Source organism: Burkholderia sp. EMB26 (assembly GCF_024730645.1).
GTDB lineage: Bacteria > Pseudomonadota > Gammaproteobacteria > Burkholderiales > Burkholderiaceae > Burkholderia > Burkholderia cenocepacia.
On the sequence record NZ_CP078070.1, the window covers coordinates 2,571,516 to 2,583,768 of the forward strand.

Here is a 12,253-nt window from a genome sequence, read left to right on the forward strand (position 1 = left end):
CAAATCCCGCCCCGGTATCGATCGTTGCGGCAGGCCGGCACGAACGTGCCGGACAGCCTGCGATGCGTGTGACGCTACGCACCGCGCAAAAACAAAATGCCTGTATCAGCGGACTGACACAGGCATCTTGCTGGCGGCAATCGCCTCGATTACTTACGCAGACCCAGCTTCTCGATCAGTGCGCGGTAACGGTCGGCATCCTTGCCCTTGAGGTAGTCGAGCAGCTTGCGGCGGCGGCTCACCATGCGCAGCAGGCCGCGGCGGCTGTGGTGATCCTTCGCGTGGGTCTTGAAGTGACCCGTCAGTTCGACGATACGTGCGGTCAGCAGTGCGACCTGGACTTCGGGCGACCCCGTGTCGTTGGTACCGCGGGCGAACTGAGCAACGACTTCCGACTTCTTGATATCTGCAACAGACATGTGATTTCCTTTCTAACTGAACAGGCGGACACGGAAGAATGGCCGTGCCGTGACTTACAACCGGCGCGCATTGTAGCACAACTCGATGCCGTTCTTACCGCCTCCCGTCACGGACGCGTCATCGAACACGTCGACGGCATCTCCGTGCGCTGCGCCGGCACCGCGAGCACCGTCCGGAAGCCGTAGCCCGACCCTTCGTTGTCGAAGCGCACGCCCGGCGCGCCGACCTTGTCCATGTCCATCACGTAAAGGGGCTGGATCAGCTGGTGATCCTGCGCGCGCATCCGCGACGCGTGGAAGCCGTCGTCGAACGACAGGCCTTCGAGCGCACGCGCGACCGCGACCGGGTCGGCCGACCCCGCGCGGGTCATCGCGGCGGCCAGCATCTCGATCATCTGGCTCATCCGCCGCACCGGATAGTCGTCCTGCGCGGCCGGAAAACGGGTCCGGAACGCGCGGTAGAACGCGTCGGATTTGGCCCCGCCCGCGTTCGGATGCCAGTCGGCCACGGCCACCACGCGGCCGACGCCCGCGTCGCCCAGGGCCGCCGGCGCGCCGAGGCTGTTGCCATAGAACGTATAGAACTTCGCGTCGAGCCCCTGTTCGCGCGCCGCCTTCACGAGCAGCGTGAGGTCGTTGCCCCAGTTGCCGGTCACGACGGCGTCCGCGCCGCCGGCGCGGATCTTCGCGATATACGGCGAGAAATCCTTGATCCGGCCGATCGGGTGGAATTCGTCGCCCGCGATCGTCACGTCCGGGCGCCGCGCGGCCAGCGCCTGCCGTGCGAGGGTGCTGACGTCGTGGCCGAAGCTGTAGTCCTGGTTCAGCAGATAGACCTTGCGCAGCGCGCGATCGCGCGCCATCACGTCCGCGAGCGCGGCCATCCGCATGCCGGCATGCGCATCGAAGCGGAAATGCCAGAAACTGCAGCGCGCGCCGGTCAGCGCCGGATCGTCGGCCGAATAGTTCAGGAACAGCATCCGGCTGTCCGGATTGCGCGCGTTCAGCTTGTCGAGCGCCGCGACGAGCGCGGCCGCGACGGCCGAGCTGTTGCCCTGCGCGACGAAGCCGATATGGCGGTCGGCCGCCGCGCGCAACTGCACGAGCGCCTCCTCCGGGCTGCCCTTGCTGTCGAGCACGACGAGTTCGAGCGGATGCGCGCCATCGCGCAGCTTCACGCCGCCCGCCGCGTTGACCTGCTCGACGCCGAAGCGCAGGTTGCGCTCGACCGCCGCCCCCGCGTTCGCGAACGGGCCCGACATCCCTTCGATCAGCGCGATCCGCACCGGCTCGCCACCGGCAAACGCGGACGACGCCAGCATCCACCCCGCGCTCCACGCGAGCGCGCACCGCTTCCAACCCTGCATCGGCCACCTGCCCTTCAATCTGTCCGAGAAGCGCGGATCATAGGCCGCCGCGACCGCCGCCCGCAAGCGCGACAGCTGCGATCCGCACCGATTTTTCGCATGCGATGCGCCGTCGCGCGCCGTCCGTGATAAAACGGGACTTGTTTCCGTGTTCTGGAGAATCCGATGCGCATTCGCATTCCCGCGCGCCTGCCGGTGCTGGCCGTCTGCGCTACCGCGCTGCTGGCCGGTTGCGCGCAACCGTGGCAGCAATACCAGGCCGGCCAGGACGAGTCGGCGATCGTCGCACGCATGGGCCCGCCGCGCGAGATCTACGACCTGCCCGGTGGCGGCAAGCGCCTGATGTGGCCGACCCAGCCAATGGGCGAGATCACGGTCGCGGCCGACGTCGATGCGGCCCACCGGATCGTCAACGTGCGTCAGGTGCTGCAGCCGAGCGAGTTCTATCGCGCGGAGATCGGCAAGTGGACGAAGACCGACGTCCTCGTCAATTTCGGACGCCCGGTCGAGACGTCCTACTTCCCGCTGATGAAACGCGAGGTGTGGACGTACCGGTATCTCGAGGACAACGTCTGGTACATGATGTACAGCTTCTACTTCGATCCGCAGGGCATCCTGCGCACCACGCAGAAAACGCCGGACCCGCTGCACGATCCCGATCGCCGCACCCTGTTCTGACCGATTGCACATTCAAGCGCAATTGTCGCAATGGCCATTTACGAATTATTGCGTGAATGGCCATTTCATTTTTTCCGTCGTCTTATTTAATTCGAAGAACAAGACGGAAATCTTTTCCGATTCCTGACATTCCGATGGCAAGCCGCTGAACGCCCCGTCATGCGGGCCCCTGCGCGCATACAGGCATGGGCCGTGCATGTCATGCGTCGCGCTGGTGCATGCAATGCACTATGCCCAATCAATTTGAAACAATTTGTTTCAGTTCACCCGGAGTGCTAGGGCATACCCCTAATATCAGTCGAAATTCAACCTTTCAATTTAGAAAGAATGCGCTTGCGCCATTTCGGCCGATATTTATTTGCCTTTATCACAAAGGAGTCCTCATGAATCGCCCCAAGAGCATGCTGGTTGCCAACATTGCCTGGGCCCGCGAGACGCGCGAACACACGCCCGGCTTCTTCGACGCACTCGCGCGCGGCCAGAACCCGCGCGTCCTGTGGATCGGCTGCGCCGACAGCCGCGTGCCGGCGGAAACCATCACGCACTGCGCGCCCGGCGAGCTGTTCGTCCATCGCAACATCGCGAACCTGTTCCATCCCGACGACGACAATTCCGCCAGCGTGCTCGAGTACGCGGTGCGGGTGCTGAAGGTCGATCACGTGATCGTGTGCGGCCACTACGGATGCGGCGGCGTGCGCGCATCGCTGCTGCCGCCGCCCGCCGACCTGCCGCACGTCGCGCGCCGCATCGCACCGCTCTGCGCGCTCGCGCGGCGCCATCGCGACACGCTCGACGGGCTCGACGACATGGCCGCCGCCGACCGCCTCGCCGAGCTGAACGTGCTCGAACAGGTGCGGCTGCTGCGCGCGTCGCCGATCGTGCGCGGTCGCGAACGGCCGCCGCTCGTGCACGGCTGGATCTTTTCGCTCGCCGACGGCCGCCTGAAGGAGCTCGATTCCGGCTATGCGGCATTGCCGACCGAAGCCGAGCCCGAACCTGTCGCGGCCGCCGCCGCGCTCGGTTGACCCGCGCCCTGCCCTCCCTGCCAACGAAACCACCCCAACCATGAAACTGAACGAGCGCCTGTCCACCCTGCCGCGCGACATCGTCGCCGGCATCGTCGTTTTCCTCGTTGCGCTACCGCTCTGTCTCGGTATCGCCAACGCCTCCGGCGTCGAGCCGTTCGCCGGGCTCGTGTCGGGCATCGTCGGCGGCATCGTCGTCGCGCTGCTGAGCGGCTCGTCGCTGTCCGTCAGCGGACCGGCCGCCGGCCTCGTCGTGATCGTCGTCGAAGGGATCGCGCAACTCGGCAGCTTCTCCGCGTTCCTGCTCGCGGTGCTGCTGTCCGGCGTGCTGCAGTTCGGCTTCGGCATGCTGCGCGCCGGCCGCTTCGCCGCGTACGTGCCGTCGCCCGTCATCAAGGGCATGCTCGCCGCGATCGGCCTGCTACTGATCGTGAAGCAGATTCCGTTCGCCTTCGGCATTGGCGGCTCGGCCGCGCAATCGTTTGCGAACTGGCCGGGGCTGCCGGTCGCATGGGCCGCCACGGCCATCGCGCTCACGTCGCTCGCGCTGCTGGTGGCATGGGACACCCCCGCGCTGCGCCGCTTCGCGCTGGTGCGCTCGGTGCCCGCGCCGCTCGCGGTGGTCGTGCTCGGCATCGGCGCGACGCTGGTGCTGGGTGTCGTCGCGCCCGCGGTCGCGCCGGGCGCCGCCCACCGCGTCACCTTGCCCGAACTCGGATCGTTCACCGCCTTCGCGGCATCGCTCAAGCACGCGGAGCTCGGCCCCAACTTCGCGCAGCTCGTCAATCCGGACGTGTGGCGCGTCGCGATCACGCTCGCGGTCGTCGCCAGTCTCGAAACCCTGCTGAGCCTCGAAGCGGTCGAACAGATCGACCCGAAGCGCCGGCCGGTGCAACCCGACCGCGAACTGAAGGCCCAGGGCGTCGGCAATCTCGTCGCGGGCGCGGTCGGCGGCCTGCCGATCACGTCGGTGATCGTGCGCAGCTCGGTGAACGTCAACGCGGGCGCGCAAAGCCGGATGTCGGCGATCGTCCACGGGGTGCTGCTGCTCGCCAGCGTGTTCGCGCTCACCGGGCTGATCAACCTGATCCCGCTCGCGAGCCTCGCCGCGATCCTGATCCACACGGGCTTCAAGCTGGCGAAGCCGGCGCTGTTCCGCTCGGTGATGAAACAGGGGCCGGCCGCGTTCGTGCCGTTCGCCGCGACGATCGTCGGCGTGCTGGCGGTCGACCTGCTGTTCGGCATCGCGCTCGGCCTCGCGTGCAGCGTGCTCGCCGTCGCCGTCGCGAACCTGAAGAGCCCCGTCACGCTCGCGCAGCATGACGACCACTTCCTGCTGTCGTTCCGCAAGGACGTGTCGTTTCTGGGCAAGGTACAGGTCAAGCACCATCTGCGGCACATTCCGGACCGCGCGGCGGTGATCATCGACGCGACGCGCGCCGACTACATCGATCACGACGTGCTCGAACTGCTCGATGCGTTCGTCGCCGATGCGCCGCGGCGCGGGATCGCGGTCGAGTTCCGCCGGCGCCAGCCGGCGCCACGCGCGGCGGCGCGCCGCTGGCTGTTCCGCGCGCCGGCCGCCGAATGAGCGGCCGATGAAAAAACACCCCGGCGGCGCAGGGCCGCACGGGGCGTTTCGGACAACGTGACGCGCGGCGCTTACGAGCGCTGCGGGTTGACCTTGTCGTCCTTCGAGTGCAGCTTGTTCAGCGCGGAAATGTACGCCTTCGCGGACGCGGCGACGATATCCGGATCGGTGCCGACGCCGTTGACGATCCGCCCGCTCTTCGACAGCCGGACGGTCACTTCGCCCTGCGCCTGCGTGCCGGTCGTGATCGCGTTCACCGAGTACAGCAGCAGCTCGGACCCGCTGCCGACCTCACCCTCGATCGCATTGAACGTCGCATCGACCGGGCCGTTGCCGCGCGCCTCGCCGGTCACTTCCTTGCCTTCGACCGCGAACACGACCTTCGCCTGCGGCTGCTCGCCCGTTTCCGAACGCTGCGACAGCGACACGAACTTGAAGTGCTCCTGCTCCTGCGCGAGCGCCGACTCCTCGGACACGATCGCGATGATGTCCTCGTCGAAGATCTCCGCCTTGCGGTCGGCCAGATCCTTGAAGCGCATGAACGCGGCATTCAATTCCGCTTCGCTGTCGAGCGACACGCCGAGCTCCTGCAGGCGCTGCTTGAACGCGTTGCGGCCCGACAACTTGCCGAGCACGATCTTGTTCGCGGTCCAGCCCACGTCTTCCGCGCGCATGATCTCGTAGGTGTCGCGCGCCTTCAGCACGCCGTCCTGGTGAATGCCCGACGCGTGCGCGAATGCGTTCGCGCCGACCACCGCCTTGTTCGGCTGCACGACGAAGCCGGTGATCTGCGACACGAGCTTCGACGTCGGCACGATCTGCGACGTGTCGATGCCGACGTCGAGGCCGAAATAGTCCTTGCGGGTCTTCACGGCCATCACGATTTCCTCGAGCGACGTATTGCCCGCGCGCTCGCCGAGACCGTTGATCGTGCACTCGACCTGACGCGCGCCGCCGATCTTCACGCCGGCGAGCGAGTTCGCGACCGCCATCCCGAGGTCGTTGTGGCAGTGCACCGAAAAGATCGCCTTGTCCGAGTTCGGAATGCGCTCGCGCAGCGTCTTCACGAGGTTGCCGTAGAGTTCCGGCACGCCGTAGCCGACCGTATCGGCGATGTTGATCGTCGTCGCGCCTTCCGCGATCACGGCTTCCAGCACGCGGCACAGGAAATCCATGTCCGAGCGGCTGCCGTCTTCCGGCGAGAACTCGACGTTGTCGGTGAACTTGCGTGCGAAACGCACCGCGAGGCGCGCCTGCTCGAACACCTGGTCGGGCGTCATCCGCAGCTTCTTCTCCATGTGCAGCGGCGACGTCGCGATGAACGTGTGGATCCGGAAGCTGTTGGCCGGCTTCAGCGCGTCGGCCGCGCGCTGGATGTCCTTGTCGTTAGCCCGCGCCAGCGAGCAGATCGTGCTGTCCTTCACGAGACCGGCGATCGTGTGGATCGCGTCGAAATCGCCGTTCGAGCTGGCGGCGAAGCCGGCCTCGATCACGTCGACCTTCATCCGCTCGAGATTCTTCGCGATACGGATTTTCTCTTCCTTCGTCATCGATGCACCGGGCGATTGCTCGCCGTCACGCAACGTCGTATCGAAAATGATCAGCTTGTCTGTCATGGGGGGCTCCAGGGCTCTTTTATACGGAAGTCAAACGTAACGAGATCGCGCCACCGCTGGCGACGCTCAACAACAGACGAGGCTTGAGACGGAGGGCGAGAACGGTCAGCGCGGCAGGCGCGCCAAAGCTGGCGCGCGTAGCGGCGCACCGGCTAGAAGGAGGGAGAGGCGGGGAAATGCAGTCATGTCAAAGACTATAGCGACATTCGGTTGGCCGCGCAATCGGACGGCACCCGGGGATCGACGCGCCCCCGGCTCGAAAAAGGGGCACATGAAAACGGCGGCCCCGAGGCCGCCGTTTTCGGGCAAATCGCGCGCCGGAGTCAGTGATCGCGCTGCGACGAGCGCGCCGGATTGGCGCGCCCGCGGATGGCCTGGTAGGCCCAGAACACGTAGCCGGACAGCCCGTACAACACGAACAGGCAGAACAGCATCAGCGGCGGATCGGACGACACGAGCACGAACGCGACCACGACGAGCAGGATGGCCGCGAACGGCACACGGTGCCGCACGTCGAGCGCCTTGCCGCTGTAGAACGGCGCGTTCGACACCATCGTCACGCCCGCGTAGATCGTCAGCGCGAACGCGACCCACGGCAGCCAGCCGAGCTTCATCGGCACGCGGTTGTCGGTCGCGAGCCACACGAAGCCCGCGATCAGCGCGGCGGCGGCCGGGCTCGGCAGCCCCTGGAAGAAGCGCTTGTCGACCACGCCGATGTTCGTGTTGAAGCGCGCGAGGCGCAGCGCGGCGCCCGAGCAATAGACGAACGCGGCGAGCCAGCCCCAGCGGCCCAGATCCTTCAGTACCCACTCGTACATCACGAGCGCGGGCGCGACGCCGAACGACACCATGTCCGACAGGCTGTCGAACTGCTCGCCGAACGCGCTCTGCGTATGGGTCATGCGCGCGACGCGCCCGTCCATCCCGTCGAGCACCATCGCGACGAAAATCGCGATCGCGGCGATCTCGAAGCGCACGTTCATCGCCTGCACGACCGCGAAGAAGCCGCAGAACAGCGCGGCGGTCGTGAATGCGTTCGGCAGCAGATAGATGCCGCGCGTCTTCAGGAACCGCTGGCGCGCGGCGCGGCGGCTTTCGAGCGGCGCCGGATCGGGCGCCATCACCTTGTTGCGGCGGAACGGGCGTGGCGTCTGGCCGGAGCCGTTGCGCGGCCGACGCGGTTTGAATGCGGCCATCGTGCGCCCCGCCGCTTACTGCTCGAGCTCGGCGAGGATCGTCGACGACGCGTAGACCTTCTCGCCGATCGACACCTTCGCGCGGCTGCCGAGCGGCAGGTACACGTCGACGCGCGAACCGAAGCGGATGAAACCGTAGCGCTGGCCGCGCGACAGCGGCTCGCCGGCGCGCACGTAGCAGAGGATCCGGCGCGCGATCAGGCCGGCGATCTGCACCGAGGTGACGGTCTTGCCGCTCGCCGTCTGGATCACGACCGCATTGCGCTCGTTCTCGGTCGACGCCTTGTCGATCGCCGCATTCAGGAACGCGCCCGGGAAGTACTCGACCTTGCTGATCGCGCCATCGACCGGCGAGCGCTGCGAATGGACATTGAAGACATTCATGAACACGCTGATCTTCAGCGCTTCGCGGTTCGCGTACGGATCCTGCGCGGTCTCGACCGCGACGATGCGGCCGTCCGCCGGGCACAGCACCGCGTTCGGCTGCGCCGGGATCGGGCGCTGCGGGTCACGGAAGAACTGGACGACGAAGACGAGCAGCAGCCAGAACGGCCACGCGAAGCCGAAGCCCCCGACGGCATGGATCAACAGCGCGATGACGGCTGCAATCGCGATGAACGGCCAGCCTTCGCGCGCGATGATCGGATGAGGATAGTTCATGGATTCGTTCTGTGTTCGGTGAATTGCAAAGCCCGTAGCATAACAAAAGCCGCCCGGGGCACTGCTGCCTTCGGACGGCTTTTTGATGCCGGCCCTTCGCTCGAAGGGCCGGAACAGCACGGGATGCTCAGTTCTTCGTCTGGTCGACGAGCTTGTTCTTCGCGATCCACGGCATCATCGCACGCAGCTTCGCACCGACCTGCTCGATCTGGTGCTCGGCCGTCAGGCGGCGGCGCGACTGCAGCGTCGGGGCGCCTGCCTTGTTCTCGAGAATGAAGCTCTTCGCGTACTCGCCCGTCTGGATGTCGGTCAGGCACTGCTTCATCGCCTTCTTCGTCTCTTCCGTGACGATGCGCGGGCCCGTCACGTACTCGCCGTACTCGGCGTTGTTCGAGATCGAGTAGTTCATGTTCGCGATGCCGCCTTCGTAGATCAGGTCGACGATCAGCTTCAGTTCGTGCAGGCACTCGAAGTACGCCATTTCCGGCGCGTAGCCGGCTTCGACCAGCGTCTCGAAACCTGCCTTGATCAGCTCGACCGTGCCGCCGCACAGCACGGCCTGCTCGCCGAACAGGTCGGTTTCGGTTTCTTCACGGAAGTTCGTCTCGATGATGCCGGCACGGCCGCCGCCGTTCGCTGCCGCGTACGACAGCGCGATGTCGCGCGCCGCGCCCGACTTGTTCTGCGCAACCGCGATCAGGTGCGGCACGCCGCCACCTTGCGAGTACGTGCCGCGCACGGTGTGGCCCGGTGCCTTCGGCGCGATCATGATCACGTCGAGGTCGGCGCGCGGGATCACCGCGCCGTAGTGGACGTTGAAGCCGTGCGCGAACGCGAGCGCCGCGCCCTGCTTGATGTTCGCGTGGACTTCCTTCGCGTACACGTCGGCGATCTGCTCGTCCGGCAGCAGCATCATGACGACGTCCGCGCCCTTCACCGCTTCCGCGACTTCCTTGACCGACAGGCCGGCGTTCTCGGCCTTGCTCCACGACGCGCCGCCCTTGCGCAGGCCGACCGTCACGTTCACGCCGCTGTCCTTCAGGTTCAGCGCGTGTGCATGGCCTTGCGAGCCGTAGCCGATGATCGTGACTTGCTTGCCCTTGATGAGGGAGAGGTCAGCGTCTTTGTCGTAGAAAACGTTCATGATGGTTCCTTCGCTAATTCAAAAAATTCAATAATTCGTTCGGATGGAGTACTGCGGGCCGGGACATGACGGCGCACCCGGCGTGCCTCTTTGGCTATGTCGGCATCACACCTTCAGGATGCGCTCGCCGCGTCCGATGCCGGAGCTGCCGGTGCGCACGGTCTCGAGGATCGCGCCCGCGTCCAGCCCCTGGATGAATGCGTCGAGCTTGTCGCTCGCGCCCGTCAATTCGATCGTGTAGGTCTTCTCGGTCACGTCGATGATGCGGCCGCGGAAAATGTCCGACATCCGCTTCATTTCTTCGCGCTCCTTGCCCACTGCACGTACCTTGATCAGCATCAGCTCGCGTTCGATGTGTGCACCGTCGGTCAGGTCCACCACTTTCACCACCTCGATAAGGCGGTTCAGATGCTTCGTGATCTGTTCGATCACGTCGTCGGAGCCAATGGAAACGATGGTGAGCCGCGACAGCGATTGATCTTCGGTCGGCGCCACCGTCAAGGTTTCGATGTTGTAGCCGCGTGCGGAAAACAGGCCGACCACGCGCGACAGCGCGCCCGGTTCGTTCTCCAGCAGGACGGAAATGATGTGTCTCATGTTCGCTTCTTCCAGAATGTGTCCGTGTCGATTCACTCGCGCCGCGCGCCGCCGCGTGCCGCACCGCCCTTCGTGAAGGCGGCCGCATCGGGCCGGGCGCGCGTCGCGCCGTTACAGATCTTCCGATCCGAGCAGCATCTCGGTGATGCCCTTGCCGGCCTGTACCATCGGCCAGACGTTTTCGGTCGGATCGGTCTGGAAGTCGAGAAACACGGTGCGGTCCTTCAGGCGCAGCGCTTCCTTCAGCGCCGGCTCCACATCCGAAGTCTTTTCGATCCGCATGCCGACATGGCCGTACGCTTCGGCAAGCTTCACGAAATCCGGCAGCGCATCCATGTACGAATGCGAATAGCGCTTGCTGTATTCGATCTGCTGCCACTGGCGGACCATGCCGAGGTAGCGGTTGTTCAGCGAAATGATCTTCACGGGCGTGTCGTACTGCAGGCAGGTCGACAGTTCCTGGATGCACATCTGGATCGAGCCTTCGCCCGTGATGCACAGCACGTCGTCGTCCGGATGGGCCATCTTGACGCCCATCGCCGCCGGCAGGCCGAAGCCCATCGTGCCGAGGCCGCCGGAGTTGATCCAGCGACGCGGCTTGTTGAAACGGTAGAACTGCGCGGCCCACATCTGGTGCTGGCCGACGTCCGAGCACACGAACGCATTGCCGTCCGTCAGCTCCCACGCCTTCTCGACCACGTACTGCGGCTTGATGATCTCGCTTTCGCGGTCGTACTTCAGGCAGTCCTTCGCGCGCCAGCCTTCGATGTCCTTCCACCATTGCGCGAGCGCTTCGGTGTCGGGGCCATGCTCGGCCGTCTGCAACTGCTCGATCAGCTCCTTCAGCACTTCCTTGACGTCGCCGACGATCGGGATGTCGACCTTCACGCGCTTCGAGATCGACGACGGGTCGATGTCGATGTGAATGATCTTGCGCGGGCGCGACGCGAAGTGCGCCGGGTCGCCGATCACGCGGTCGTCGAAGCGGGCGCCGATCGCGATCAGCACGTCGCAGTGCTGCATCGCCATGTTCGCTTCGTAGGTGCCGTGCATGCCGAGCATGCCGAGGAATTTCTTGTCCGACGCGCGATAGCCGCCGAGGCCCATCAGCGTGTTCGTGACCGGGTAGCCGAGCAGGTCCGCGAACTGGTTCAGTTCACGCGACGCGTCGGCGAGGATGATGCCGCCCCCCGTGTAGATGTACGGACGCTTCGCCGTCAGCAGCAGCGACACGGCCTTGCGGATCTGACCCGAATGGCCCTTCGTGACGGGGTTGTACGAACGCAGCGACACGCTCTTGATCGGCTCGTACTGGCACGGCGTCTTCGAGATGTCCTTCGGGATGTCGATCAGCACCGGACCCGGACGACCGGTGCGGGCGATATAGAACGCCTTCTTGACGGTTTCCGCGAGGTCGCGCACGTCCTTCACGAGGAAGTTGTGCTTCACGCACGGACGCGTGATGCCGACGGTGTCGCATTCCTGGAACGCATCCTGACCGATCGCGGCCGTCGGCACCTGGCCGCTAATCACGACCATCGGGATCGAATCCATGTAGGCCGTTGCGATGCCGGTCACCGCGTTGGTGACACCGGGGCCCGACGTCACGAGGCAGACGCCGACGTTGCCGGTGGAGCGCGCATACGCATCGGCTGCGTGCACGGCCGCCTGTTCATGGCGCACCAGCACGTGCTGAATCTTGTCCTGCTTGTACAGCTCGTCGTAGATGTAGAGAACCGAGCCGCCGGGGTAGCCCCAGATGAATTCGACGTTTTCGTCGGCCAGTGCCTTCATGAGCACGGTGCCGCCGATGGAGTCGCTATCGGGAGGGGAAAGGGGTTCCGACGTGGAGAATTCCGCGCTGGGCATGTTCATTTTGACCTTTCGAATTTTCGGCAAAAAATTGATCGGGTGCTCTCTGCCGGGCTTGTGGCTCGGGTTCAAGCGGCGCGTCCAGTTT

11 protein-coding genes are annotated in these 12,253 nt (G+C 65.4%); 3 read left to right on the forward strand and 8 right to left on the reverse strand.

The genetic code is table 11. From position 1 onward, the window contains the following. Positions 1-149: 149 nt before the first annotated feature. Positions 150-419 carry a 30S ribosomal protein S15 gene (rpsO, locus tag KU887_RS12120; RefSeq protein WP_006398792.1) on the reverse strand — a complete coding sequence of 90 codons (270 nt, stop codon included), beginning with the start codon at positions 417-419 and terminating at the stop codon, positions 150-152. A 107-nt stretch (positions 420-526) separates the two neighbouring features. Next, the gene (locus tag KU887_RS12125; RefSeq protein WP_258250076.1) at positions 527-1,786 is read right to left on the reverse strand and encodes a branched-chain amino acid ABC transporter substrate-binding protein; all 1,260 of its coding nucleotides are present in this window, start codon (positions 1,784-1,786) and stop codon (positions 527-529) included. Between the two features lie 165 nt (positions 1,787-1,951). On the opposite strand from KU887_RS12125, the gene KU887_RS12130 reads away from it, so the two are divergent. From KU887_RS12130 to KU887_RS12140, 3 genes are all read left to right on the forward strand, one after another. Continuing rightward, complete coding sequence (locus tag KU887_RS12130) at positions 1,952-2,464, forward strand: hypothetical protein (RefSeq protein WP_006484895.1); 513 nt, start codon at positions 1,952-1,954, stop codon at positions 2,462-2,464. 383 nt (positions 2,465-2,847) lie between these two features. Next, on the forward strand, positions 2,848-3,489 hold the full coding sequence (locus tag KU887_RS12135; RefSeq protein WP_034201505.1) for a carbonic anhydrase: 642 nt from the start codon (positions 2,848-2,850) through the stop codon (positions 3,487-3,489). A gap of 40 nt (positions 3,490-3,529) precedes the next feature. Next, complete coding sequence (locus tag KU887_RS12140) at positions 3,530-5,080, forward strand: SulP family inorganic anion transporter (RefSeq protein ID WP_258250077.1); 1,551 nt, start codon at positions 3,530-3,532, stop codon at positions 5,078-5,080. A 71-nt stretch (positions 5,081-5,151) separates the two neighbouring features. Here the strand turns inward: KU887_RS12140 and KU887_RS12145 are convergent, their stop codons facing one another. The 6 genes from KU887_RS12145 to KU887_RS12170 form a co-directional block, all read right to left on the reverse strand. Beyond that, positions 5,152-6,696 carry a 2-isopropylmalate synthase gene (locus KU887_RS12145; RefSeq protein ID WP_006491031.1) on the reverse strand — a complete coding sequence of 515 codons (1,545 nt, stop codon included), beginning with the start codon at positions 6,694-6,696 and terminating at the stop codon, positions 5,152-5,154. A gap of 323 nt (positions 6,697-7,019) precedes the next feature. Next, the gene (gene pssA / locus KU887_RS12150) at positions 7,020-7,892 is read right to left on the reverse strand and encodes a CDP-diacylglycerol--serine O-phosphatidyltransferase (protein ID WP_006491034.1); all 873 of its coding nucleotides are present in this window, start codon (positions 7,890-7,892) and stop codon (positions 7,020-7,022) included. A gap of 15 nt (positions 7,893-7,907) precedes the next feature. Further along, complete coding sequence (locus KU887_RS12155; protein ID WP_006491035.1) at positions 7,908-8,552, reverse strand: phosphatidylserine decarboxylase; 645 nt, start codon at positions 8,550-8,552, stop codon at positions 7,908-7,910. Between the two features lie 127 nt (positions 8,553-8,679). Continuing rightward, the gene (gene ilvC, locus KU887_RS12160) at positions 8,680-9,696 is read right to left on the reverse strand and encodes a ketol-acid reductoisomerase (protein WP_006491032.1); all 1,017 of its coding nucleotides are present in this window, start codon (positions 9,694-9,696) and stop codon (positions 8,680-8,682) included. A 105-nt stretch (positions 9,697-9,801) separates the two neighbouring features. After that, on the reverse strand, positions 9,802-10,293 hold the full coding sequence (gene ilvN / locus KU887_RS12165; RefSeq protein WP_006398781.1) for an acetolactate synthase small subunit: 492 nt from the start codon (positions 10,291-10,293) through the stop codon (positions 9,802-9,804). Between the two features lie 111 nt (positions 10,294-10,404). Then, positions 10,405-12,168 carry an acetolactate synthase 3 catalytic subunit gene (locus tag KU887_RS12170; protein WP_012492736.1) on the reverse strand — a complete coding sequence of 588 codons (1,764 nt, stop codon included), beginning with the start codon at positions 12,166-12,168 and terminating at the stop codon, positions 10,405-10,407. Positions 12,169-12,253: the final 85 nt, after the last annotated feature.